Origin of the sequence: Klebsiella sp. GG_Kp173 (assembly GCF_040062415.1) — a bacterium.
Taxonomy (GTDB): Bacteria; Pseudomonadota; Gammaproteobacteria; order Enterobacterales; family Enterobacteriaceae; genus Klebsiella; species Klebsiella quasipneumoniae.
In genome coordinates this window covers 1-25,940 of record NZ_JBEAFZ010000017.1, presented here as the reverse complement: position 1 = coordinate 25,940, position 25,940 = coordinate 1, and the positions used below count along the sequence as shown (strand labels likewise).

The window sequence follows — 25,940 nt, the reverse complement described above, 5'->3', positions numbered from 1 at the left end:
TATGGCCTGCTTTTTTTCCTTTCACAACCGGACTCAGGGCTTAACCACAGCGCCGGACAGTTCCCTCTCCCGGGATTAGGGCTCAACCACAGCGCCGAACCGTCCCCTCTCCCTCAGGGAGAGGGCCAGGGTGAGGGTGACGATGACGGGTAAAGCGTCACTTCACTTCCGCCAGCGCGGTCTTATCCACATACGGTTTCATCAGCGCGTCGGCTTCCTTCTGCGCCGCCTGCACTGCCGCTTCCGGCGTCACTTTGGCATCGTTAACCACCGCCGCCAGCTGGTTCTCCATCGCCTTACGCACCGCTACGGTCTCCCAGGTGGAGTACCACGGATGGGCGTACTTCAGCTGCTCAAGGGCGATCGCCGCCCGCGGATCCTGCTGCAGATAGGCCTTCATCTCCGGCGTATCGTATGACGCCTTGCGCGGTGAGAAGTAGCCGGTGAAGCGGCTCCACGCGCCGTTCACGTCGGGGCTCACCAGATAGGTCAGGAACTGATACGCCGCTTTCTTCTGCGCCTCGCTGATGCCTTTAAAGCTCACCAGGCTGGCGCCGCCGATCGGCACCGCGCGCTGTTCTTTGGCCGGCAGCATCGCCACCCCAAGCTCAAAATCTTTGCTGTTCTCGCGCATAAAGCCCAGCGCGCCGGTGCTGAGCATCGCCATCCCGAGCTTGCCGGAGAAGAAAGCAGCGCTGATCTGCTTCGAGTTCAGCACCCCGGACGGCATCACCTTGTCCTTGTAGATCAGATCCTGCCAGAAGCGCAGGGCGCCGATGGCGGTCGGTGAGTTGTAATAGACCTCGCCCGGATAGTCTTCGTTAAAGTATTTCCCGCCATTGGCGCGCACCAGTGCCGAGAAGATCCAGCCGCCGTAGTCGTCATTGGTCGACGGCAGCATGATCCCCCACTGGCCTGTGCTCTCGTCGGTCAGCTTTTTGGCATCGGCTAGCAACTCGGCCCAGGTCTGCGGCGGCTGTTTGATCCCGGCCCGATCGAACATCGTCTTGTTGTAGTAGAGGATCGGCGTCGAGTTATGGAACGGGATCGCATAAGTGGTGCCCATCACCTGGGCGTTCTTATGCATCGCGGGCCAGAATTCCTTTTGCAGAAAATCGCCGGCCTTTTGATCGCCATATTTAAACAGCTCATCCATCGGCAGGATCTCATCCTTCAGCGCCAGATCGGTGGTGAAGTTGGCGGACATGATCACCAGCGCCGGCGGCTGCCCGGCCTTTTGCGCCGATTCGGCTTTGATCTTGGTGGTGTCGTAGTTGCCGGTGAAGATCCCGCGCACTTCGACATCCTGCTGCGAGTCGTTGAATTGCTTAATGACGCGGGTCATCTCCATGGTCAGCTTGCCGTCCACCGGCGCCGGGAACATGAAGTCTATTTTCTCTTTTGCCAGCGCCGCGCCGCTCAGGGCAAGACTGAGGCCAACCGTCAGGGCGGTGAGGGGTTTAAACATGATCTGTCTCCATCAGTAAATTATGCTGGGTCTCAGCATGAAAAAGATGCACATCGGCAGGCGAGAAGCCGAGGATCAGCGACTCGCCTTTCTCCGGCACCGTGCCGCGGTGGCGGCGGCTAAAGCGCAGGGTGCCGATCGGGGTGCTGACGTGGAGCAGGTAGTCGGCTCCCATCAGTTCTCGTTGCAGAACGGTGGCCGGCAGGCGCAGATGGCCCTCCTCCACGCGGTCGGTAATATGTTCCGGGCGAATGCCCAGCCAGACGCGGGTCTGATCCCGGTGGCGCGGCGGCAGCGGATGGCGCTGTTCTCCCAACAGTACTTCACCGTTGGCGCAGGGCAGCGACAGGAGGTTCATCGCCGGCGAACCGATAAACCCGGCGACGAACAGGTTGGCCGGGTTGGCGTAGAGATACTCCGGGCGCCCGACCTGCTGTACGTGGCCGCCGTTCATCACCACGATGCGGTCGGCCATCGACATCGCCTCGGTCTGGTCGTGGGTCACATAGATGGTGCTGGTTTTCAGCTGCTGGTGGAGGGCCATAATGCTGTCGCGCACTTCGCTGCGCAGACGGGCGTCGAGGTTGGAGAGCGGCTCGTCCATCAGGAACAGCCGCGGATTGCGCACAATCGCCCGGGCCATCGCCACACGCTGGCGCTGGCCGCCGGAGAGCTTCGCCGGTTTGCGGTCAAGCAGCGCCTCCAGCTGCAGCATCTGCGCCACTTTGTCCACCCGCGGCTGCCAGCTGCTTTTCTCTTCCTTGCGCACCTGCATGCCGAAGGTGATGTTGTCGCGCACCGACAGATGCGGAAACAGGGCATAGTTCTGGAAGATCATCGCGAAGTTGCGCTCGCGCGGCGTGGCGGCGGTGATGTTCTCATCATGCAGCCAGATTTGGCCTTCGCTAACCGGCTCCAGGCCGGCGAGCAGGCGCAGCAGGGTGCTTTTCCCGCAGCCCGACGGGCCGACCAGCACCACGAATTCGCCTTCGTGAATATCCAGCGACAGGGCGCTGAGCGCCGGCTTGCCGTCGAAACGTTTACTGATGTTTTGCAGACTGAGCATGGCGGTTAGCGCTCTTCCGTTGGGCAACTGATGTTTTCGTCGTACAACCACGGCCCGGCGTAGTGGGCCAGCGAGTGCTGGTAGCTCACCCACTGCTCGCCGACCTGGCGGTGCATCAGGCACGAAGCCGGGGAGAGGTCGTAATAGGGACGGGTGTCTTCGTGGCAGTACGGCACCTGATGGACGGTGCCGGGAATGGTGGAGATCAGCGCCTGGCGATACTGGGTCATGGTCAGGCTGTGGTTATGGCCGCAGAAGATGCGCGTCAGCGACGGGAAACGCTCCACCAGCGCCAGCAGACGGTGGCCGTTTTCGCAGGCGATCGGGTCCATCTGCGCATTGCCCAGCGGCAGAGGCGGGTGGTGCATAAAGATGGTCGCCGGTTTGTCGCCGCCCTCGAACAGCTGGGCTTCCAGCCAGCCGATGGTCTCGTCGGTCAGCCAGCCCTTCGAGGTGCCGGCGCGGCTGGAGTCGATAAACAGCAGGCGGGTGGCGAAGTCATCCACCGCATAGCGCATATTTTGCGCATCGTTGCCCAGCTGCGGGCACAGCGGGTGAAGATGCTCCAGAAAATGGGCTTTGTCGTCGTGGTTGCCGGGGATCAGATACAGCGGATAGTTCAGGCTGCCGAGGATCTGGCGGGCCATCCGATACTCCTCCGGGCGGCCGCAGTTGACGATATCCCCGCTCACCACCACCGCGTCCGGGCGCTCGCGCAGCGCGTTAAGCTGCGAGACCACATCGGCGTTGGCGGCGTTGACGTCGATAAAGCCGTACAGCTTCTCGCCGCGGCTGCGGAAATGGGTATCGGAAATGTGTGCTAACAGCATGAATCACTCCTTATTTGATCCCGGAGAAGCCGAAGCTCCGCAGGAACTGTTTCTGAAAAAGAATGAACGCCAGCATCAGCGGCAGGCAGACCATCAGCGTCCCGGCGCCGATGGTGCCCCACTGGCCGCCGGATTCGGCGCCCATGGCGAAGGAGACCAGCCCGACGGTCAGCACCTGCTTATCGGGATCGTTGAGCATCATCAGCGGCCACAGGTACTCGTTCCAGTGGTAGGTAATGCTGACGGTGGCGAAGGCCAGCACCGACGGCCAGGACATCGGCAGCAGCACGCGGAACAACACCTGCCACCAGCGGCAGCCCTCCATCAGCGCCGCCTCCTCCAGCTCTTTCGGGATGGCGAGGAACGCCTGACGCATCAGGAACACGCCGAACGCCGAGGTGAAGTAGGGCATCATCACCCCGGTGAGGGTGTTAAGCAGGCCGAAGGTTTTCAGGGTCAGCATGTTCGGCACCATCATCACTACCGGCATGATCATCAGCTGCACCAGGAACAGAAGAAACAGCGTCTGCTTGCCGCGAAACTCGTGGCAGGCGAAGACGTACCCGGCGGTGGTGATGGTCAACAGCTGCACAAAGAAGGTGCCGAAGGTGAAGATAAGGGTGTTGGCGTACAGGCTCAGCCAGTCGGCGCTGTTCCAGGCGTCGCGGAAGTTATCGAGGGTCAGCGGCAGGCGCGGCAGCAGCGAGGCCATATCTTCCCCGAAGGTGGTGGCGCTGAACGAGGTGGCCAGCATCCAGATAAACGGGCTGATCCACAGCAGCGCCAGGCAGCACATTAATACTGTAAGCGTAAAGGGCGACGAGCGGCGCAGGCGCAGCCACAGCGGACGCGCAGCGGCGGGTGTGCGGACCAGCAGCGGCGAGATGTCAGCGCTCATAGTGGGCTCCTTTCTCCAGCAGTTTCAGGTTAATCAGCGAGAAGGCGAACAGCCCGGCCAGGGTCAGGAAGGTGGCGGCGGAGGCTTTGCCAAGGTCGTGGGTATCCCAGGCGAGATTCTGGATGTAATAGAGCAGCACGGTGGTGGCGTTGTCCGGCCCGCCGCGGGTCATCACCGCCACGTGGTCGATCTGGGTGATGGAGTAGATCAGCGCGGTGGTGATCACAAAGCTCAGCGTCGGGCGCAGCAGCGGTAGCGTGACCTTAAAAAAGACCTGCGTGCGGGTAGCCCCTTCCATCAGCGCCGCTTCCCGCGTCGAGGCCGGAATGCTCTGCAGCCCGGCGAGGAAAAACAGCATGTAATAGCCGGCGAACTTCCACACGCCGATCAGCGCCAGGGCCAGCAGCGCGCTGTTGCTGCGCCCCAGCCAGTTGTTGTTCATCGGCCCGAACAGCTTCGCCAGATAGTGATCGAGCAGGCCGAGGCCGGGCATAAAGATAAACAGCCACAGCGCGGCGGCGCTGACCATCGGGATAATCATCGGGAAGAAAAAGGCGGTGCGCAGCCAGCGGTTGACGCGATGGTTCTCGCTCAGCGCCACCGCCAGCAGCAGGGCGAGGGTCACCCCGGGCACCACCGTCAGCAGGATATAGAGCAGGTTATTGCCCAGCGACTGCCAGAAGATGTTATCGGCAAACAGGCGGGCGAAGTTATCCAGCCCGACGTACTGTGCGCCGTCGCTGGCCATGCGGGTATCAAACAGGCTGTCATACACCGAACGCCCCAGCGGGAACCAGGTAAACAGCAGTAAAAACAGCAGGGAAGGCGACAGGATCAGCCAGGGAAGCCAGGTCTTTCTCATGGTGACGCGCATCTCGTTCAGCCATTTATCGAAGCCCGGATTGTGGGAAGCAATGACTACAGAGGCATGGCGGGGAGATGACGGTTTGATGAAGCGACGGGGAAAACGCCGGGCGAGCGGGCCGCCCGGCGGGAGAGAACCATCAGAAGTCGGCTTTCAGCACCGCGCGGTAGCGGGCTTTGCCTTCGCGAACGTGCTTCAGCGCTTCGTTAATCTGCGACATCGGGAACAGCTCGGTGGTCGGGGCCACTTTGCTGCGCCCGGCGAACTTCATCAGCGTGCGCAGTTCGGACGGGTTGCCGGTCGCCGAGCCGGAAATGCTGCGGTCGCCGCCGATAAGGGTAAAGGCCGGCACCGGGAACGGCTTCATCACCGCGCCGACGGTATGGAAGTTGCCGCCGTAGGCCAGGGCTTCGAAGTACGGCTGCCAGTCGAGATCCACCGCCACGGTGTTGATGATCAGGTCAAACTGACCGGCCAGCGCTTTTAAGGCTTCCGGATCGCGGCTGTTGACCACGCGATCGGCGCCCATCGCCAGCACTTCCTGCTCTTTGGCCGGGTTGGAGCTGAAGGCGGTCACTTCCGCCCCCATCGCCCGCAGCAGCTTAATGGCGATATGGCCGAGGCCGCCGATGCCGATCACCCCGACGCGGCTGGTGGCGGTGACGTGGTGGGTCAGCAGCGGTTTAAAGACGGTGATGCCGCCGCACAGCATCGGGCCGGCGGACGCCAGATCGATGCTCTCCGGCAGGGGGATCACCCACTGCCAGTCGGCGCGCAGCTTATTGGCGAAGCCGCCGCGGTTGAGAATGGTCGGCACCGAGCCTTCCAGACAGTTGATCTGGTTGCCGCTGATGCAGGCGTCGCAATGACCGCAGCTGCGCGCCGTCCAGCCGATGCCGACCTTCTGGCCAATCTTCAGCCCTTTATCCTGCGCCGCGCTGCCCAGCGCCGCCACCCGGCCAATCACCTCGTGACCGGCTACCAGCGGGTAGCTCGACATCCCCCATTCGTTGTCGATCATCGACAGGTCCGAATGGCAGATCCCGCAGTATTCCACCTCAACTTCGACATCTTCCGGCTGCAGCTCGCCGGCATCGTACTCCCACAGCGACAGATCGGCGCCCGCTTCTTTGGCGGCGTAGCTTTTAATGATGCTCATGTTCATTTCCTTGGGGTTGGCGTGATAACCCAGAAAGTGTAGAGCATGGCATTCCACGGCGCTTGGCAATCGGAGGGGTAGCGAAGCGGGCGGACCAGCCGCCCGTTAAGCTCAGCGGCTGGCCAGCGGCCACTGATTAAGGCGGATGCCGCGCTGCGGGGCGCTCTCGGCAAAATCATCCAGCACCGCCCGCACGTCCGGGTCGAGATAGCCGACGCTGTCGTGCTCGACGATCACCACGCTCTTTTCCGGAATTTTCGCCAGCAGGGCCAGCAGATGCGGATTGTGCATAAAGGTCAGATTCTGCTGGATGCGCAGCACGTAGTGGTCATCGTAGCGCGCCAGCTGCAGCGAGTGACGATGGCTGCGCCAGAGGCTGAACGCCATCTGGGTGGCAAGACCAATCCCGATCCCCGCCAGCATGCCGAAGGCAATAATCCCGCCGATGGTGGCGAGGAACGGGACGTACTGCGCCGCCCCCTGGCGGAACTGCTCGATGAACAGCCGCGGCGTCGCCAGCTTATAGCCGGTATACAACAGCACGGCGGCGAGGCTGGCGAGCGGGATCAGGGTCAGCAGACCGCTAAACCACAGGCCGCAGATCAACAGCAGTACGCCATGGATAAAGATCGACAGTTTGCTCTGCGCGCCGTTGCTAACGTTCACCGAGCTGCGGACGATCACCGCGGTGATTGGCATCGCCCCCAGCACGCCGGAGAGCAGATTGCCCACGCCCTGGGCGACCATTTCACGGTTCGGCGAAGGCGGCGGATTTTGCGGGCGCAGCTTTTTCAGCGCCTCCTGGCTGAGCAGGGTTTCGAGGCTGGCGACCAGCGCCAGGGTCACCGCCACCACCCACACCGACGGATTGCGCCACGCGCTCCACGCCGGAGACTCCAGCTCGCCCAGCAGCTCGCCGAGGCTGCCGAACGCCGGCAGGGTAATACGCGGCAGGGCGGCCAGCTGCTGCGGCGCAAAATGGGTCAGCAGCAGGGTGGTCACGCAGCCGAGCAGGACGGCGATCAGCGGCCCGGGGATCCAGCGCAGGCTCTTCACCCGGCGGATAAGCGGCGAGCCCCAGAGCCAGAGCACCAGAAGGCCGCCCGCGGCGACGGCAATCGCAGTGACGGAGAAAGCGGCATTGCCCTGAACCACATCGGCAAGCCCGGTCTCTTCCGCCGTGCCGAGCGCGACGGGGATCTGCTGCATAATCAGCAGGATGCCGATCGCCGCCAGCATGCCTTTGATGACGCTGGCGGGAACCAGCGAGATAAAGCGCCCGGCCCGCAGAATGCCGAACAGCAGCTGCAGCACGCCGGCCAGCACCAGCGCCATCAGGAAGAGGGAGAAGGAACCCAGGGATTCAATGGCGGCGACGACGATGGTGACCAGTCCGGCGGCGGGGCCGCTGACGGCGAAGCGGGAGGGGCTGAGGGCGGTGACGACCAGGCCGCCGATGATGCCGGTCAGCAGGCCAACGAAGGGCGGTAAGCCGCTGGCCTGGGCGATGCCGAGGCACAGCGGCAGGGCGACAAGGAAGACGACGATGCCGGCGAGAGAGTCCTGACGAAGCGTATTCATGGGGCGTGCTCCTGCGGTGAGAGGTGTTCGACGAGGGTGGTTAAATGGCCGGAAGCCAGATCGTAGACGCAGCCGTGCAGGCTGAGCGGCCGCCCGCTGGCGAGCACCGTCTGCACAGGTTCACTCTCCAGCAGACGGGCGAACTGGGCGCGAACGTTGGCTTCCACCAGGGCGTCCAGCGTACGGTGAGAGCGCTCCGCGTCGGCGCTGGCACTGGCGCTGACGGCGGGGGAGGCCGCAACACAACAGTCATCGGCGATCTGCGCCATTTCGTGATGCAGGGTGTGGCGCAGCTGGCCGATGCGGCGAGCCAGCGCCGAGGACTCCTGCGCCAGCGGCAGGGTGGGCAGAGAGAGCGCCGCCTGCACGCCGCCGCAGCCGTAGTGGCCGCAGAGCACCACCCGCTCCACCTCAAGGTAATGCAAAGCATACTGCAGGACGCTCATGACGTTGTCGTCGGCGGGGTCGAGCATGTTGGCGATATTGCGGTGGACAAAGAGCTCGCCGGGCTGGCTGCCGGTGAGCACCTCGGCGGGCACGCGGCTGTCGGAGCAGCCGATCCACAGCGAGTGGGGCCGCTGCCCGTCGACCCATTTTTCGAAATAGTCCGGGTCATGCTGGCACTTCTGCAGCGCCCAGCTGCGGTTGCGGGCCAGCAAAGGTTTTAACGTCGTCACAAGTATTCTCCTGAGTTAATTCATCGAGTGAATATGTCCATCAAGACTCGTACAGCGACTAGTAAAAATAGTGTTTACCGGAACCCTTCACGCCTGAGGAAAATCCTGGAATAAACGGCAAAAAGAAAACTTTTCATTAATGTAAAGTTATAAAAATATTGATGAAATTAATATTTGGCTGCGGAGCGAGTGAATAACAAAAAGGTATTGTCTAAAACTTTCTGGAATATATAGGAATGGCGTTGGGTGGGGTTAGGGGGAATATTGAGGGATTGGATATTGGGGATGGATGGGGAACGTTGGGTTGTGTTGAGTTGTGTTGAGTTGGGTTGAGTGATTCGGGTGAGAATGGTGTGAGAAAAAATAGAGATGACTTTGAGTGAAGTTTGGGGGGACAAGGGGAAAGGGGAGTGGCTGGCAGGTGGTGCTGGGGTTGCGGGGGTTGTGAGAGGAGGGTTGCTGATGGCAGTCGCGCTATGGAACGGCAGCAAAAGGTGACGCCGCGCAGGATAGCGCTGTTTTTTTCGACACTTAGCGCAATGACGACACGCTGTCGCTTGCATGGCCGCCGCCGACAGGTATAATCCAGAACGTTTCCGCATCCCCTTCAGTGCCGAAGTGGCGAAATCGGTAGACGCAGTTGATTCAAAATCAACCGTAGAAATACGTGCCGGTTCGAGTCCGGCCTTCGGCACCAAGTATTCTTCCAAGACCTTCTGAGCAAGTCCAATTATCCCTTAAAAATCAATGATTGCAGCGATTTTTACCTCCTGAGTCGTCCGAGGTTGTCCGTTGAAATCCGGATGCCATTGGGGGCATTTTAACTTTGATTAGAAATGTGTCCCAAGTAAAGCTCAACGCCAGACAGGTCGAGACCGCAAAACCAAAAGACAAAAACTACAAAATGGCCGATGGCGGTGGTTGTATCTCGAGGTTTCGGCCAAGGGTTCTAAATACTGGCGCATGAAATACAGACGCCCTCCGACAAGAAAGAGGCTCGCCTCGCATTTGGTGTTTGGCCTACTGTGACGCTTGCTCAGGCAAGGGCCAAGCGTGACGAAGCTAAAACAGGGCATTGACCCAAAAGTCGAACAGAAAGAAGCTCAGGCCGAGAATTCTGGTGCATATACTTTCGAAACCATTGCTCGTGAATGGCATGCCAGTAACAAGTGATGGAGTGAAGACCATCGATCGCGTGTTCTTCGCTATCTTGAACTTTATATCTTCCCTCATATCGGTTCGTCCGCCATTCGCCAGCTCAAAACCAGCCACCTGTGTTAGCCCCGATTAAAAAAGTTGATGCGAGTGGCAAACATGACGTCGCGCAGCGTCTTCAGCAGCGTGTCACGGCCATTATGCGTTATGCCGTCCAGAACGATTACATGGACTCTAACCCGGTCAGTGATATGGCTAGTGCTTTATCAACAACCAAAGCAAGACACTATCCTGCTTTACCCTCAAGCCGGTTCCCTGAGTTTCTTGCTCGTATTGCTGCTTATCGTGGCCGTGTAATGACGCGGATCGCGGTTGAGCTTACTCTGCTAACTTTTGTACGTTCCTGCGAGTTACGCTTCGCTCGTTGGGAGAATTCGACTTCGATAAATCTCTTTGGCGTATACCGGCAAAACGAGAAGAAATTAAAGGCGTGCGTTACTCATACCGTGGCATGAAGATGAAAGAAGAGCATATCGTTCCGCTTAGTCGGCATGCGATGATTTTGTTTGCCTAGTTAAAGCAGATTAGTGGTGATAAAGAGCTGCTTTTCCGGGGGATCACGATGCAACTATGGTCATGAGTGAAAACACGGTAAACAGCACATTGCGTGCTATGGGGTATGACACGAAAACCGAGGTTTGCGGGCATGGATTCAGGACGATAGCGCGTGGTGCGTTGGGAGAGTCAGGTTTATGGAGCGATGATGCGATAGAGCGCCAGCTAAGCCACTCGGAACGTAACAATGTACGTGCAGCATATATTCATACTTCTGAACATTTGGATGAGCGCCGGTTGATGGTCCAGTGGTGGGCTGACTATCTTGATGAGATAAAAATCATTTACATAACACCATATGATTTCGTCAAAATGAATAATCGCAATTAATCTTTTTTAAGAAAGGGCTGAAGAATACAGCCCTATCATGTTTAACAATATTATAGCAATCCCTTATCTTCTAATTCTGAATAAATGGTAAGTGGTAAATTTAATGAATCATAATCATTGTTTCTTAGCCACTCTTTTGCCGTGCTTATTGTAGGGTTAGAGTTTGGGATTATATTTTCGAGATAGGATGCTGATATTCTTGATAGCCCTAGCTCAATAAAAACTTGTCCAGCGATTGAGGAAACACCTAATTCAAGTGATAAAGGGAAGTCATATATTTCTTCCGCTTTTTCAGCTTGATTATTTTCAATTAAAGCTTGTCGCAATAAATCAATATATGCCTTACCAAGTTGAACGTATTTGAATCGCAGGTTGTCCTCAACGAAATCAAAAACCTCTCGTACAGCGCGGTCTACATTCACTGGTCGGGTAGATTTTTTTTCTTTTTTCTTTGCTATCGAAAGAGATATGATCTCTGGAAGGGATTTTCCTCTCATCCAATTTAATGCCATGGCTGTGAGGTAGTTAGAAAACTTAGATGTATTATGATTGAGAATGTATTTATTTATTCTGCTAAAAACACCAACGTAATTAGTGTAAACATTGCCTGAAGGATGTCGTGGTATAAGTTCGTCAATCTTACCATCTTTTATCTTCTGAATAAATCTATTGTATAATCTTTCCTGCCCAAATGGATCGACAGTCCAGTTTAATGTCAATATATTATGGGGGATATTAAGAGATTCTAGTGAGCTATATGTAGCATCTTCAATAAGTTCAAGCTTAGATTTATCAGGAATCGTTCGAAAAGATCTCTCAAGAAAGTTGTGTAAATCGCCTTTTGCTGCTCTGGAAATTAAAAGACCCGCCGCTGCATCAACATTACTATATTGTCTCACTCCTAAATGATTGTTTTTATCTAAACGGGATATTACTGTGTCAAAATCTTCATTGATTACTTTCTTAAAAGATGATGTAATTTTGAAATCTATTTTAGAATCTAAAGGTTTTGTTTCCCAATCATCATAATCAATAAGATAAACATTCCCCGAGAATGCATAACCTAGTCTACCTGCCCGCCCTGCGAAATTCCAAAGCGATGCTGGATCTAATGCTTCCCCTCTGTTCCCCCGAGTAGGTGTATCAATAAAAACATTTTTTGCTGGAAGATTAACCCCTTGGAATAGAGTTGTAGTACACACTAAAAACTTTAGCTTGTTATTTGTAAAGTTTTTTTCTAATGTTTCTCTTAATAAGCTAGGCATTTTACCATAATGATACCCCACCCCTCTTAATACCAGATTTGCAAGAGAGTAATCCTTATGGATATGTTTTTTTATAAACTGTGAAAGTTCTTTCAAATCGCTATCATTTTCTAGAAGAGGCAACCCAGATGATATTTGCTTGGCAACGTCTTCTGCATTAGCAGCTCCGGTTCCGTAAACAAGAGAACCCTCATCTTTTCCTAATTCTAAAGCTACAGCAGCTAATCTAGTATTTTCATTAGCAAATCCTCTTGTTGAAGTTAATTCACCTATAGATAATATATTTGAGTTATCTAATAATGAAAGTTGTAAGTTATTTTCTTTCGCAGGGTCTACTTTAATAATTATTTTATTTTGGACCACTGGAGATAAATTGGTTTTTTCTACGTGGATTGTATCAATCCCAATAATATCAGCTAAATCATTGAAGCCTTAGGCACCAGGCGCAAGAAAAACATATTTTGCATCTGGGTTTTGTATGCTTATTTTGTCTAGGCAATCCTGTAATATCATCCCCCTAATTTCGTCAGAAATTGATTGGGCCTCATCAATAACTACTATGTCTATTTTATTTTTGAAATTATCAAGAAGGACTTGCAGCCTTTCCTGTGTTAAAACAAATATCTGTTTATAATATTCACCGTTAATTGTAGGTATGGATGTTACTCTAACTTCATTTTGATATGGTAAAGTCTTGTTAATAAATTTTTGTGTTATTTCATTTACTAAGGCTCGAGTTGGTGCTATATAAATAGCAGAGTTTAATTCCCCACTAATTATCCTATTGGCAAGCATCTCTACGACTAAAAACGATTTACCAGCTGAGGTTGGAGCAGATATAGCTTGTGGGATATTTGAATGTAATGATTCCCATACTTTCTTTTGAAAGTTCGTTAATATTATCTCTTTGTTGGCTATTTTTACTTTATTTTCATTTTCAATGAAAGATCTTTTTAAATAAGCATAAAAGTTTTCTGGTATAAATCCATTTTTTTCTTGTAAATAACTTGCTCCAGGGAAGTTACCAAGTGCCCTTAATAAATTCTCAGATAATTGTTTTAAATAGTTATCACTTGTAATTATATTTAGATGATATGCAATGCTTTGAGCTAAGTTTTTATCCTCGTCTGACTCGGATTGAGAAAATAAGTATGCAGACTCAATTAATCTTTTGCATATAACGACACTGTCACTTTCTATTTTGCCTTGAAGTGCAGAGAAAGAAGTTTGTGTATGCTTCTGCAAAAAAGAGTGTGCAAATAAAAAACCAAGATCATTTTTAAATTCTAAACGACCTTTTATTTGGTTGATGACTTCATTAGCTAAAGTGTTCACCTGATAACTCCTTTGCAAAATCCAATTTAAAAGTATCAACGTCAGGCAATGCAAAGATGTACGCCCTACATTTTTGCGGGGTCGCTCCCGCTTTTGATAGGTCTTCTGTTATAATTTTTACTTTATCTTTATAACTACCGATATAACTTTTCTTAAAGTGATCTAAATGGATGGAAAGTGGGGATTCATCGTCAATTGCTATTTTATTTTTATAACCTTCTTCATTGTAGGCAATAATTCCAACGAAGCGCTCTCTGACATTTGATGATTCACTTGAATAAGGATCAAAGTATTGTACTGCTTTCTTTCGCTCCTCTCCCTCTAGGGACTCTAAGTTGCTCAAATCTTGTAGTATTCTATATTCATTTCTACGGCTCTTTCTATCTATTTCAAAACCACTTACTGATTTAGAAAATTGTTCAGAGCCACTGGTGAACTCTCTTGTCATTTTAGATTCTAGATAAAAAACCGTTAATGCTCCCTTGTCATCTACGGTTGCATGTATTCCATCCAGTCCAAAAACAGGCATTTCAGATGATGTTTTGAGAGCCATTTTTGAGACTAATTGCGCTGCTTTTAAAAAATGGATTGCTATACAATATGATATTAATTCACCCACTTCACCATAGCGTAAATTAGCATTCTTTACTCGTTGTTCAAACTTCTCCTGAGTTTCACCTTTTTTTATAGTTAACGTACTTTCTAATTTGTATTTCATAAAAAGACTACGTGCTTCTCTTGCAAGTTCACTATAAAGCCTTGCCTCATCTTTACCTTCAGTTTGACTTAAGGCTTTTCTTCTCGCTATAACTGGATGGGGAATGCAATAATGAACTAATTCTAAAAATAAAGTTTCAGCAAGCTCTTTGTCTTTGGGTAAGTCTTCTTTGAATCCTAAGCAAAGAAGATTAACTTTTACTGGATCTGTAGACTGACACTCTTGTACAAGTAATACGATATTATCAAGTCCATAAACTGGATTGTATATTTTATGTAACGAATTAGTGTCTTCAGATTTCATTCCTTGTTCAACCTCTCAGTCTAAAGTTGTGATTTGAAGCCGTTCTAATCAGTTCTTTAGGAGTTATCTGATTACGGATAATGCCAGCAGTATGCGTGATAAAAATTGAGCTATCAAGTTGTAGCATTAAGCATGTGACTGGCTGATAACCAAATTATTGAGTATGACTTCATTGATAATTGGTTATCTTTTGTATCTCAGCGCGCGCAGCCCCGCCCGCCTGCCCGCTTCGCTTAAGAGAATGGTTTTCATGCACCCCGCAAATCGTCTCAGAACCCACCCCGCAAGGGCTTTCGTGTCAAAAATAGTGCATAAGACTCATGCGTTTTCATGCGCCATAGATATGCACTTATGCGCGCTCAGGCCAGCCAGAGAAAAGGCGTAAAAAATTCCTGTATTGGACCGGGACTAAGTGGGCGTTTTTTGCTAATCAGACAGGAATTTGCTGACGGCCTGACAGCTTGACGCGGAGCCATAGAGATTGAGCGTTTTCTGCTGCTTTTCAGGTTGCTCCGGTTCGACTGGTACATTTTCATTGCACCGGGGCTTCATAATTATCGTATCCACACTTTCAAGTGCGGTAAATGTGCAGGAACATTCCAGGTTCTGGCACAGATACCATGAGCGTTTAACCGATGGTGCTTCATAGGCGGGGTTCTGGCGTGTGCCGTCGTACCGCATTCAGGACATTTAAATGCCATCAATATCACTCCTGCATATCGTTAATGTTATTCAGGCGTTGCTGAAAGCGCAGATGTTGTGCCGGTGATATCCTCTGATTTTGATCTCCTCCCTGAAAACATTGCCAGGCTAAACTGAAGTCTCCGGTCTTTCTTCCATCCCACAGAGAGGCACATCGCCATGAAAAAGACCCGCTATACCGAAGAACAGATAGCATTTGCGCTGAAACAGGCCGAAACCGGCACTCGGGTGGAGGAAGTCTGCAGAAAGATGGGCATTTCTGAAGCCACATTTTACAACTGGAAGAAAAAGTTTGGCGGCATGGGCGTGACAGAGCTGCGCCGCCTGCGCCAGCTTGAGGAAGAGAATCAGCGTCTGAAACGTCTGGTGGCCGATTTAAGTCTGGACAAGGAGATGCTGCAGGAAGTTATCAAAAAAAGTTCTGAGGCCGGCTCAGAAGCGTCAGGCGGTGCATTTTCTGCGGGAGGCTTACCTTATCAGTGTCCGACGGGGATGCGGACTGCTGATGCAGAGCAGAACCGTTTACCACTGGCAGAGCCGGCGGGATGATCGGGCGATAACCCTGCGTATCCGGGAAATAGCGGAAACCCGGATCCGCTACGGTTGTCCGCGTATTCATATTCAGCTGCGGCGGGAAGGCTGGCCTGTTAACCACCAGAAAACACACCGGATTTACTGTCTGGAAGGCCTCAACCTGCGCAAAAAGCGCCCCCGCAGGCATGTCAGTGCAGCACATCGTCAGCAGCGTCCGGTCCTGACCGGTGTCGATCAGTGCTGGAGTATGGATTTCGTGTCGGATAACCTGTTTAACGGACGACGTTTCCGGGCGCTGACTGTAGTGGATAATTTTAGTCGGGAGTGTGTGGCGATCCATGCCGGGAAGTCGCTGAAAGGTGAGGATGTGGTCGGTGTGATGGAAAGGTTACGGGTGCTGGGCAAGCGCCTGCCGGTACGTATTCAGACAGATAACGGCAGCGAGTTTATTTCGAAAAGTCTGGATAAATGGGCGTATGAGCACGGGGTCACAATGGACTTCTCCCGCCCCGGAAAACCAACGGATAACTCGTTAATTGAATCATTTAACGACAGTCTGCGGGATGAAAGCCTGAACATTCACTGGTTTCTCTCGCTGGAAGATGCGCAGGACAAACTCGACAACTGGCGCAGGGAATATAATCATGAGAGAACGCATTCATCATTAAATGACATGACTCCGGCTGAATTCATCCGAAGTCTCCGGAAAGACGAAGCTCTCTGATTTAGCACTGCACTGAATTTGGGCCAGGGTCATGTCCATATGCTCCCCCTATGCTCAAACTATAGGGCAGAATCGATTACCGGGATGGGGACAGTCCAATACGGTTACAGCATCAGTAACAATCATTTTTTGCAAAGGCTCTACATACTCTTAGCTTATCTGCTGGAACTTTTTTTAATATTTGATATACAATGCTTAGACATTAAAGTCAGAAGCTCTTTATAGAATGTTATTTTCTCATGTCAACTAAGGGAAATAACTTTGGTATACAAAAGAGTTTTAGTTAAACTGCGGTAAATATTTTATGAGGTAGTATTATGGGACGTGGCGAACTTGGCTTTATAAATTCCAACAAAATTTATTTTGAATCGGAAAAATCTTGGTGGGTAGAACTTATAAATACTAATTGCATTTGGTATGATATGCTTATAAATCCACCCGATGGTATTGACACCAATAAAATCATAAGGAATTATCTTGGGTCGGTTGAGGCTTATTTGAACGAGCATTGTGAAAAAAGATTTATCTATTTTTTAGGTGCAAGAAAAAAAGTTAGGTTTTCCACTGAGAAAAAACCAAGTTACTCTTATTTTACGAAGGACTTAAACCTAACTTTATTAATTGGACAGGAGTGTAGAAAGTTAAAGTTAAAATATTCTTTTTTTGATGTTACGCCAAGTGGCAAGAGGAAAATAATGCCAAAAATAAAAGTGACTGATAAATATTTATATGTTGAACATGATGGTAAACATGTGAGTGTAATTTCTATCCATGATTTTCTTAAAGATAACCATATAAAATTGGGAATAAGTACTGAGATACATTATGTTGGATATACTCGTCACCCACATAAACGACCTATAGATTTTATTCATCGTGGTTTATCAAGAATGCTTTATAATGTTTCAAACGAGGATAATGATTTTTTTGTTTACTTTAGCATATTTAATCCTGTAGTAATATCACATAATGATGATTATAATGTTAGTTTTGGTATTGCTAATTCTCAGATAGATGAGGTTGAGGTAGATAAAGAGGGGAGGATCATTGAAAATTGTTTTATACGATACTTTGATACGGAACTACAAAATGATGATAAAGAAAGTAAACGCCCGGATTTAAATAAAATGTTCACAGAGCTGGTTAACCACAAGAGAATAAAAGCAATCGCTGTAGATTTTCAATGTAAAAATAACAATGAATACTTCTCTTTTTATTCCAACACTGTTCAGCCGAAAAATGAACATTTTTTTGTAATCGATTTTGTTGATGGGAAAATTAACATAGATAGGAATAAAAATATAGCCACTCACATAGAATGGGTTATGGGTAACAATTCGTAGGTAATATTCTTTTCTTATTAATGTGTTAGCTTTCGGAGATAACAGTTAAGAGTTACTATACTCACAAAATATAATTCTTTGTTGTCTCCCGCATAGCCTGGATCTGCTCCGATTTCTCATAATTCTAAGCCATGACGTGGGTAGGTATAGCATGGATGGTGTCGCCAGAAACAAAGCCTCAACTCATGCGTAAAGGTCTACATTTATGATATTCATGTTCCATGATTCTAACACTAATCACGAAAACAGGCGTTGTTCTTCAACCTGTGACTGGAGCAAATAACAGGATATCTTTGCAGGTTATGGCAACGGACGACATAACTGCTCAGTCAGCTAAACCATCAGTCGTTCCGGATAGCGCACATGCCTGCGACGCTGCGAATCATCCAATAATCCGGCCAGTCTTAATGATCTCTAAATATGAATGGCTCAATTATACGGGATACTTACACAAACACTGCCACTGCATACTACCTAATGCTTTAATCCCAACTCCTAATAAAATTAATATTATCTGAAAATCATAGCCTAACTCTGGAACCTCTCTAAACCAACCGCTACCATATCTCAAATCATTTAGGAACGATGGTATGTCATGACTCTACAGGGAAAGTTGATATTAAATGGTGCCGATTATGCGTCTTTTTAATTTTACGGCGTCGGTATTTTTATGGCGCATTCAGGGCGGGGTGTATATCGCGATAAAGCCGCATGCAGCGCAGTCGTGAAATATGGTCCGCTGCCCTTAAGAAAATACTGGAATGTTGACCGCAATGAAGGGAAATGGTTTTCTCAAAAGGGAGGAGAAATTAAGGATGCGGCCAATAAGGTGTTGCCAGTGGCTCTAACAACATTTGCCCGTAAAATCAGTAAGATTATTTATTTCATATTGCTGTTTTTGGTTATGGGTCGTGCACTTCCAAGGCCGGAAATCTATCTCGATTATGATATCGCAAGGGATATTTGCCACTTCTTGTTCGGGAGTGTGAACGCCGATACGATGTATGACACTTTCTTTTATATATCGCTGATAATACTAATATTCCTTTCAACTGTACTCTACATTATGACATTGCAGTTAATTTCAACGATAAGTAGCAAATGAGATGCCAATTCCTCCGTATATGTGGCTTAAAGACGATGGTGGCGCAGACACGAAAGGATCTGTTGATGTTCAGGAGCGAGAAGGCAGCATCGAAACCCGCTTATCACCATCCCCATACCCCCTCACCCCCTGAACACCTCCCGCCGGTGCCATGCCACAAACCCTTCCTGCGGATAGCATGCTTTCCCCTGCGGCAAGGTAATCGGCTTACCATCAAAATCCCAGAACAGCCTGCCAACGATGCCTCCGCCGTTCACCGCCGGCGAAACCAGGATGCGCATATCCTCATCCAGACCAATGGAGCCTTTATCAAAAGCCTTATGGTGAATCGCGCAGAGCGCCAGGCCGTTAGGGATTTCGCAGGGGCCGCCGTGCTGCTTCCACTTGATATGAGCCGCTTCCAGGGCGACGGAGGTATTGTCATGGCGCATATTGAAGCCGCAGATCGCGCACTCATAGTTATAGGCGCGCAGCACCTGCTGGCGAAAATGCGGGTCGCGCTCTTTACGGATCTGCAGCAGATCAAACCCCATCTCTTCAGCCAGCTCTTCCTGAATACTCTCCGGGAAATGCGCTTCGAGGATCTGATGGGCGAGGGTATTGATCAGCTTCTTATTTCTGTTGAGTAGTGCAAAATGCGGCTCATCGAAGCCGCCGGCGACGTGGCAGAGCTCCAGCTCTTTGCCGGGCGGCTGTCGGCTGCCCTGGGTTGAACACTGTTCGCTGTTGTGCAGCTCCCAGAAGCCGTCGCCTTTCAGGCGCCAGAAGGGCATGTCCGGCCGGTACTGGCGGCGCTGCGGGCCAAAGCGTTCCAGCAGGCTATGCAGCTCATCACGTATCTCCGAGGCGTAGTCGAACATCCGCGCATGGCCGCGCTGGTACCGTGAGAGGACATACAGCAGCAGCAGTGGCTTATGCGGTGCACGCTGTTCGCCTTTGCGCCAGATGGTGATGTTCTCGATCGCGTGTTGCAGGGCCGTGCTGGAGGGCATAGCGTGATATTGGCAGCTAAATAAATGCGATGATGCTCGCAAAATCCTTGCCGATCAACCCACCAGATGCGGCGGTTCTACGTGGATCGCTTTTTAACTATCACTGCCAGTTATTTGTTCGAAAAGCCCATAGCTTTCTATTTATACTCAAGCTTCGCGCCATCAGATAGCTATGTCTTATGAAAAAACTACCGGACCATTTATCCAGGGAATGCATCATCGCCGCCATTCGCGCTTACGATGCAGGCGTTGCGCATCAGTTTAAAAGCGCGCGTCTGTATGAGATCGAATTTGAGGGGCGTCGGTATCCTTCAAAAGCCATCGTCGGGTTAGCGGCCACGTTTGCGACGGGGACGGAATTTACCCCGGCGGATTTCAGCGGGGGGATTAAATCCAAATGCGTGCGTCTGTTACTGGAGCAAGGATTTACGATCGTGTCGCAGGGCGCTGGCGATGACGAGGTTGCGCTTTTCCCCGATGAGGGACAGACGACCATGGAGTACGTGGAAGGGGCGGCGATGCAGGTGGTGGTCAATCGCTATGAGCGCGACCGTCAGGCTCGTCAGGCGGCGCTTCGCCTGCATGGCTGCCGGTGTCAGGTATGCGGTCTGGATATGGCCAGCCGCTATGGCGATATCGGCCAGGGCTTTATCCATATCCACCATCTCATTCCGCTGTCCGGGATAAAGCAGGGCTACCGTCTGAACCCTGAAACCGATCTGATCCCGGTATGTCCCAACTGCCATGCGATGCTGCACCGGCGAGATCCGCCGTTTACTCCAGAAGAGCTGAAGGCCCGGCTGCGCCCCATAGACTGACATCCGACAGCGCTCGCTTTCATTACATCAAACACACCACAAAACCCACGCTACCTTACCGGTAGCGTGGGCTCACACACTCTTACTTATCCCGCGTCTCGCCAGCCTCCCAGCTGTAGCTGCCATCGGCCGCTAACCTATCGCCCAGCTCCTGATACTCGAACTGATAAAACTCAGCCTGGGTGCCGTACCCGGCGTAGTCTACCGCCGCCAGGCCGACGAACGCCCCGGTAAAGAACCCGCCGTAGCTCTGCAATACATAGTCATCGGACAGCACTGCGGCATCCAGCTGGACCGGGATCTCGGTGAACGTCACGCCATCGAAGCTGTATTCATAACTGTAGGTCTGCTTGCGGACTTTGGTCCGGAACCAGACGTATTCCACGCCGTCCGGCACCTTGATGGCGTTATCTTTCAGGTACGATGTGTATTTCCCGCGGTTATTTTCGCCGACTTCGATGACCTTGCCGTTAACTTCATTCCAGGTCAGGAAGACAAAGCTCCAGTGGCGGTCGTTATAGTAATTCGTTAACCCGGCCATCTGCTGGTAGCTGAAGGGCTCGAATTTCACCTTCACCGCGGCGTCAAAATAGAAGGCCTGCCAGCGGCGGGCAATCAGCGACAGGTCATGCGTATTGGCTAACGAACCCTGGCCGATTAAGGTTAGTTTGCCGTTGCCGGTGGTGCCCATTTTGGCCGTAAACGGCACCCGCAGGGTATTCCAGTTCGGATCGAGCGCTGGCGAGGTAAAGTCATCCTGCTGGCTATTATCGCTGGCGCTTTCGGTGAAGATGGCGTCTTTCGGCCCTTCGACGAAGGTCTTCCCGCCGTGACCGCCTTCAATACGCGGCCAGCCTTCGTCGTCCCAGTACACTTTCTGGATCGAGGTTTCCCGACCGAGGGTTGACCAGCCGCGCGGGTCGTAGATGGATTCCCCCGGGCGATTCCACGGCCGGGCGCAGAGCGAGGCGTAATACCATTCGCCTTCCGGAGTGGAGACCAGCGCGCCATGGCCCTGTTTCTGGATGTAGCTGTCCGGGGTATCGACGTTGGTTAAGAACACGTCGCCCGGCTCGGTTTCGAAGCTGTCGGCCTCGAGGGTTTTCGACCGCGCCACCACCTCCTGGTGGGTAAACACGGTGCCGCCCTGGGCGGCAAACAGATAGTAGTAGCCGTTCAGTTTATAGAGGTGCGGCCCCTCGACCAGCGCCACGGCGGTGCCGCGGTAGATGGTGCGCGCGGTTTCCGGCATTAACTTCAGCGTGTTGGTATCCAGCTCCGTTAAGGTAATGCCATCGAAGGGGTGATGGTACTCCCGGTGATCCCAGGTTTGCTGAACGATATATTTCCGGCCATCGTCGTCATGGAACAGCGAGGCGTCAAACCCGACGCCGTTCAGCTTGATCGGGTCGCTCCACGGGCCCCGAATATCCTTCGCGGTGGTCAGGTAGTTGGTCATGTCTTTAAAGGCGCCTTCGGTGACCTTCACATCGGTATACACTAACCAGAATTGCCCATCGGCCCAGGAGAGCGCCGGCGCCCAAATGCCGCCGGAGGAGGGGTTGCCCTTCATATCCAGCAGGGTGGTGGTGGAGAGCGGCGAAGGCAGCAGGTTCCAGTTTTTCAGGTCTTTCGACTCATGTAAACGCACGCCCGGAAACCACTCAAACGTCGAGTTGGCAATATAGTACGTATCCTCGACGCGAATAATACTGGGGTCGGCATTAAAGCCGCGTAATATCGGGTTTTGAATAAGTGACATTTCATTACACCTTTTAAAATGGAAAGTGACGAATCGGTCTGATTTATAATTTTTTTAACTACACGCGGATCTCATCCAGCTGACGGTTGATGTCGGTAACATGTTTATCGGAGATCGGATAAACCTGCATGATCACCATCGAAATAGCGGCCAGCGCAATCGGGATCCACACCGCGGTCATAATGATCCCGTCGATGGCGCTGGCGCTCTGCACGGCGCCGCTTTCATTAAATCCATACACCGCCAGCAGCCACAGCGGGATCGCGCCTCCGATGGTGAAGCCGATCTTGAAGAAGAGTCCCATAATGGCATTGATAATGGCGGCATTGCGTTTGCCAGATTTTAATTCGCCATACGCGATGACTTCCGGTACCAGCGCCCACATAAAGCCGGTGGCGGAGGTTAAGCCCCACTGTTTAATAAAGGTGGCGATATAGGCCAGCCACAGGGCGTCGTGCATCCCTTCGCGGGACCAGACGTAGGTCAGCAGTTCGCCGACGATGAACATGGCGAGGAACAGATGGAAGAAGCCTTTTTTACCAAAGATTTTTTTCAGTTTCGGCCAGAAAATCGGGAAGGCGATGCCGGGAATAGACGCGACGAGACCCACCGCGCCCATCCATTCGGAGTGGCCGACGACGTACTGGTTGAAGAAGCCGTTAACGGTGTTCATAAAGAACATGAAGGTAAAGGCCAGCATAAAGAACATGCCGAGAATAACCAGCGGGCGGTTATGTCTGAGCTCGTGGAAAAGGTCGGTGGTTTTGACGTTGGCGGTCTGCTCGGCGGTCGCGACAACGCGTTCTTTGGTGAATTTGTAACAGATAAACAGGGCCACCGCGCCGATGATCATATAGATGGCGTACACGCCGAACCAGGCGTAGTTCGCCGACGGATCGGTATAGTTGCCCAGATTCAGCTCAAGGCCGAAAAAGCCGGTGTCCTTCAGGCTACGATCTTTCGGCGCCGCCATCTGCACAAACATCGGGAACAGGGTATAGACCAGCAGGTTGGCGCTGTTGGCCAGCATCATGCGGGTACTGGTCAGCTTATCGATCGATTCCGGGTCGCGGGTCAGCGACGCATTCAGCGAGCCATAGGGAATATTGACTAAGGAATAAACCAGGTCCAGCGCCAGATAAATAATAAAGGCGAAAGCCACCGAACCTTTCACTCCGGGGATGGGCGCGAACAGTAATGCCGACAGGATCACCAGCGGCACGCCGGCTCGTAACAGCCAGGGACGATATTTCCCTGCTTTCGAGGTTCGTTTATCCACGTAGGTTCCGACCATCGGATCCCAAAACACATTAATGATGCGGACAAAAAGAAAAATAAAGCCTGCCGTTGCCGTGCTGATGGTATTTACCGTCAGCATATGCAAAGCCAGAAAACCCCCAATGGTGCCGAAAACCAGGTTTTGCGCAAAGTCGCCCATGCCATAACCAATTCGTTCTCCGCGGGTTAATTTATGATATTCATCATGCCGACTGTGCATTATGTTTTTACTCATTCTAAGCAGACTCCGGTTTGTTTTGTGTAGGTGAAACACTTTCTGACACAGTTGACCTGGAAGAATCTATTACGTTTTTAAATTAAGTAATTATGTTTTTTTACTTCTGTGATCCTCGAAGCAAAGGCCTGTATCACCTGCGTTGAATCGTTATCCGCCGCTAATTTTCTGACAGATATGCAATGTGACAAAACCGCCATTTTAATTCGCTATGTTCACCTGAATTCCCCAGGAAGTGTACGCTATACGCGCGCGAAGCGAGATATTTAAAATAGTTTTATTTGCGAGATGGCTCACATTTGAGCATTTTCTCAATCGCTGAGTGAAATAACGTAATTGAGCAACCGACGATGAGAATACACGATGTGTCACAGTTGTTAATTTTCGGCTTCCTCAATTTCGGAGTTCATCATGCAAACTTATTTTGACCAGCTCGAACGCGTTCTTTTTGCCGGACCTAAAACCGATAATCCTCTGGCGTTTCGCCACTATAATCCGGATGAAATCGTGCTGGGAAAACGCATGGCAGATCATCTGCGTTTTGCCGCCTGTTATTGGCATAACTTCTGCTGGAATGGCGCGGATATGTTTGGCGCCGGCTCGTTTGAGCGTCCCTGGCAGGCCGCGGGTGATGCGCTGGAAATGGCCAAACGCAAAGCGGACGTGGCGTTTGAATTTTTCTACAAGCTCAACGTGCCGTATTACTGCTTCCATGATGTCGACGTCTCGCCAGAAGGCGCGTCACTGAAAGAGTATTTGCATAATTTCGCCGTGATGACCGAAGTGCTGGCGGAGAAACAGCAGCAAACCGGCGTGAAACTGCTGTGGGGCACCGCCAACTGCTTTACCCACCCGCGCTACGGCGCCGGGGCGGCGACCAACCCCGATCCGGAGGTGTTTGCCTGGGCGGCCACGCAGGTGGTGACCGCCATGAACGCGACCCACCAGCTCGGCGGCGAAAACTATGTGCTGTGGGGCGGCCGCGAAGGTTACGAGTCGCTGTTGAATACCGATCTGCGCCAGGAGCGCGAGCAGATTGGCCGCTTCCTGCAGATGGTGGTGGAGCACAAGCATAAGATTGGCTTTGGCGGCACGCTGCTTATCGAGCCGAAACCGCAGGAGCCCACCAAGCATCAATACGATTACGATGTCGCGACGGTGTATGGCTTCCTGAAGCAGTTTGGTCTGGAAAATGAGATCAAGGTGAACATTGAAGCCAACCACGCCACCCTGGCGGGGCACTCTTTCCATCATGAAATCGCCAGCGCCATCGCGCTGGGCATTTTCGGCTCCGTTGATGCCAACCGCGGCGATGCGCAGCTCGGCTGGGATACCGATCAGTTCCCGAACAGCGTGGAAGAAAATACCCTGGTGATGTACGAGATCCTCAAAGCCGGGGGATTCACCACCGGCGGCCTGAACTTTGACGCCAAAGTTCGCCGGCAGAGCACCGACAAATACGACATGTTCTATGGCCATATTGGCGCCATGGACGTGATGGCGCTGTCCCTCAAGCTGGCCGCGCGCATGATTGAGGATGGTAAGCTCGATCGGGCTCTGGCAAAACGCTATGCCGGCTGGCAGGGCGAGCTGGGGCAACAAATTATGGCCGGCCGCATGTCGCTGGATAATATTGCCCGGTACGCTGAGCAGCATAATCTGAATCCGCAGCATCACAGCGGGCGTCAGGAATTACTCGAAAATCTCGTCAATACCTATATCTTTGGTTAAATTTGGCTGATATGCCCCTGCGGGGGCATATATTCCGCCATCTGCCCGCTGCCAGGAAATAGCGTTTATTGGTTCGTGTTGTATTTATGCTATCTGCGCCGCAAGGCTATCTGTTTGACTGTCTATAGATGAACAATCCGCTGTGCGGATGGTTCTGCTATTGTGCCACCTGTTTAATATTAGTGAAGGAGGAAGAGTCGCGATAATTGTGTAATGCCTCTGTGACCGTACAAAATAAAAAATAACTTGTTCTGATGATAGCGACATATTCTGTCAGCTCAGAATAGGCTGGTTATTGTCTGAATAAAATTAACCTATATTGAGAAACTCATGACAATGATAAAAAAACTTCCATTAACCATGGCGGTTATCGCCGCGTTTTTTCCGCTTACCTCTGTAATGGCGCAAGAATTTACTCAGGAACAGATCGACGCCATCGTCGCCAAAGCCG

20 protein-coding genes, 1 tRNA gene and 4 pseudogenes are annotated in these 25,940 nt (G+C 51.7%); 10 read left to right on the top strand and 15 right to left on the bottom strand.

Annotated elements, in window-relative coordinates:
• Positions 1–157: 157 nt before the first annotated feature.
• The 8 genes from ABLU50_RS09735 to ABLU50_RS09700 form a co-directional block, all read right to left on the bottom strand.
• Entirely contained in the window at positions 158–1,468 is a 1,311-nt protein-coding gene (locus ABLU50_RS09735; protein WP_087832348.1) for an ABC transporter substrate-binding protein, read from the bottom strand.
• Positions 1,461–2,534 (bottom strand): ABC transporter ATP-binding protein, encoded by a 1,074-nt coding sequence (locus ABLU50_RS09730; RefSeq protein WP_087832347.1) that lies wholly within the window; start codon positions 2,532–2,534, stop codon positions 1,461–1,463. The genes ABLU50_RS09735 and ABLU50_RS09730 overlap by 8 nt, the downstream gene beginning before the upstream one ends.
• Positions 2,535–2,539: 5 nt before the next feature.
• Positions 2,540–3,364, bottom strand: coding sequence for a phosphodiesterase (locus ABLU50_RS09725; RefSeq protein WP_087832346.1), 825 nt, complete (start codon positions 3,362–3,364; stop codon positions 2,540–2,542).
• 10 nt (positions 3,365–3,374) lie between these two features.
• Complete coding sequence (locus ABLU50_RS09720; protein WP_048294078.1) at positions 3,375–4,262, bottom strand: carbohydrate ABC transporter permease; 888 nt, start codon at positions 4,260–4,262, stop codon at positions 3,375–3,377.
• Positions 4,252–5,136 (bottom strand): sugar ABC transporter permease, encoded by an 885-nt coding sequence (locus tag ABLU50_RS09715; RefSeq protein WP_165554757.1) that lies wholly within the window; start codon positions 5,134–5,136, stop codon positions 4,252–4,254. The genes ABLU50_RS09720 and ABLU50_RS09715 overlap by 11 nt, the downstream gene beginning before the upstream one ends.
• A gap of 130 nt (positions 5,137–5,266) precedes the next feature.
• Positions 5,267–6,286, bottom strand: a complete 1,020-nt coding sequence (locus tag ABLU50_RS09710) for an NAD(P)-dependent alcohol dehydrogenase (protein WP_004178400.1) — start codon at positions 6,284–6,286, stop codon at positions 5,267–5,269.
• Positions 6,287–6,397: 111 nt separating this feature from the next.
• Complete coding sequence (locus ABLU50_RS09705) at positions 6,398–7,867, bottom strand: SulP family inorganic anion transporter (protein WP_087832345.1); 1,470 nt, start codon at positions 7,865–7,867, stop codon at positions 6,398–6,400.
• Entirely contained in the window at positions 7,864–8,544 is a 681-nt protein-coding gene (locus ABLU50_RS09700; protein WP_087832344.1) for a carbonic anhydrase, read from the bottom strand. The genes ABLU50_RS09705 and ABLU50_RS09700 overlap by 4 nt, the downstream gene beginning before the upstream one ends.
• Before the next feature lie 612 nt (positions 8,545–9,156).
• Between ABLU50_RS09700 and ABLU50_RS09695 the strand changes: the two genes are divergently transcribed.
• Positions 9,157–9,241 (top strand) — tRNA-Leu (locus ABLU50_RS09695).
• Between the two features lie 207 nt (positions 9,242–9,448).
• A pseudogene (locus ABLU50_RS09690) lies at positions 9,449–10,644 on the top strand (integrase arm-type DNA-binding domain-containing protein).
• A gap of 50 nt (positions 10,645–10,694) precedes the next feature.
• Here ABLU50_RS09690 and ABLU50_RS09685 read toward each other — a convergent pair.
• The 4 genes and pseudogenes from ABLU50_RS09685 to ABLU50_RS09670 form a co-directional block, all read right to left on the bottom strand.
• Positions 10,695–12,272, bottom strand: a complete 1,578-nt coding sequence (locus ABLU50_RS09685) for a helicase-related protein (RefSeq protein ID WP_348864694.1) — start codon at positions 12,270–12,272, stop codon at positions 10,695–10,697.
• A gap of 69 nt (positions 12,273–12,341) precedes the next feature.
• Complete coding sequence (locus ABLU50_RS09680; RefSeq protein ID WP_348864692.1) at positions 12,342–13,244, bottom strand: DEAD/DEAH box helicase; 903 nt, start codon at positions 13,242–13,244, stop codon at positions 12,342–12,344.
• A complete protein-coding gene (locus ABLU50_RS09675) occupies positions 13,228–14,265 on the bottom strand; it encodes a DUF1837 domain-containing protein (RefSeq protein WP_087832342.1) in 1,038 nt (345 codons plus the stop codon). Before ABLU50_RS09675 ends, ABLU50_RS09680 begins: the two co-directional genes overlap by 17 nt.
• 430 nt (positions 14,266–14,695) lie before the next feature.
• Positions 14,696–14,966 (bottom strand): annotated as a pseudogene (locus ABLU50_RS09670) (ogr/Delta-like zinc finger family protein).
• A 160-nt stretch (positions 14,967–15,126) separates the two neighbouring features.
• On the opposite strand from ABLU50_RS09670, the gene ABLU50_RS09665 reads away from it, so the two are divergent.
• The 5 genes and pseudogenes from ABLU50_RS09665 to ABLU50_RS09645 all read left to right on the top strand — a co-directional run.
• Positions 15,127–16,225, top strand: a protein-coding gene (locus ABLU50_RS09665; RefSeq protein ID WP_087832980.1) for an IS3 family transposase whose coding sequence is annotated in 2 segments (ribosomal slippage) — positions 15,127–15,380 and positions 15,379–16,225 — 1,101 coding nt in all. Because the reading frame shifts where the segments join, the coding sequence is not laid out codon by codon here.
• Between the two features lie 317 nt (positions 16,226–16,542).
• Positions 16,543–17,568: a hypothetical protein gene (locus tag ABLU50_RS09660; RefSeq protein WP_087832981.1), complete on the top strand. Its 1,026-nt coding sequence runs from the start codon at positions 16,543–16,545 to the stop codon at positions 17,566–17,568.
• A 670-nt stretch (positions 17,569–18,238) separates the two neighbouring features.
• Positions 18,239–18,346, top strand: a pseudogene (locus ABLU50_RS09655) (DUF2778 domain-containing protein); the annotation flags it as partial.
• A gap of 60 nt (positions 18,347–18,406) precedes the next feature.
• Complete coding sequence (locus tag ABLU50_RS09650; protein ID WP_087832984.1) at positions 18,407–18,673, top strand: hypothetical protein; 267 nt, start codon at positions 18,407–18,409, stop codon at positions 18,671–18,673.
• A gap of 1 nt (position 18,674) precedes the next feature.
• A pseudogene (locus tag ABLU50_RS09645) lies at positions 18,675–18,767 on the top strand (type VI secretion system tube protein Hcp); the annotation flags it as partial.
• Between the two features lie 28 nt (positions 18,768–18,795).
• Here ABLU50_RS09645 and ABLU50_RS09640 read toward each other — a convergent pair.
• Positions 18,796–19,665 (bottom strand): phosphorothioated DNA-binding restriction endonuclease, encoded by an 870-nt coding sequence (locus tag ABLU50_RS09640; protein WP_087832982.1) that lies wholly within the window; start codon positions 19,663–19,665, stop codon positions 18,796–18,798.
• A gap of 179 nt (positions 19,666–19,844) precedes the next feature.
• On the opposite strand from ABLU50_RS09640, the gene ABLU50_RS09635 reads away from it, so the two are divergent.
• Positions 19,845–20,483: an HNH endonuclease gene (locus tag ABLU50_RS09635; protein WP_087832983.1), complete on the top strand. Its 639-nt coding sequence runs from the start codon at positions 19,845–19,847 to the stop codon at positions 20,481–20,483.
• An 82-nt stretch (positions 20,484–20,565) separates the two neighbouring features.
• On the opposite strand, the gene ABLU50_RS09630 is transcribed toward ABLU50_RS09635, so the two are convergent.
• Both ABLU50_RS09630 and ABLU50_RS09625 read right to left on the bottom strand, forming a co-directional pair.
• Positions 20,566–22,245 carry a glycoside hydrolase family 43 protein gene (locus tag ABLU50_RS09630; protein ID WP_065697340.1) on the bottom strand — a complete coding sequence of 560 codons (1,680 nt, stop codon included), beginning with the start codon at positions 22,243–22,245 and terminating at the stop codon, positions 20,566–20,568.
• Positions 22,246–22,303: 58 nt separating this feature from the next.
• Positions 22,304–23,743: an MFS transporter gene (locus ABLU50_RS09625; RefSeq protein ID WP_072206957.1), complete on the bottom strand. Its 1,440-nt coding sequence runs from the start codon at positions 23,741–23,743 to the stop codon at positions 22,304–22,306.
• Positions 23,744–24,169: 426 nt separating this feature from the next.
• Between ABLU50_RS09625 and xylA the strand changes: the two genes are divergently transcribed.
• Entirely contained in the window at positions 24,170–25,489 is a 1,320-nt protein-coding gene (gene xylA, locus ABLU50_RS09620; RefSeq protein ID WP_017900971.1) for a xylose isomerase, read from the top strand.
• Positions 25,490–25,819: 330 nt separating this feature from the next.
• A partial coding sequence (locus ABLU50_RS09615) for a hypothetical protein (RefSeq protein ID WP_020803058.1) occupies positions 25,820–25,940 on the top strand: 121 nt, incomplete at its 3' end.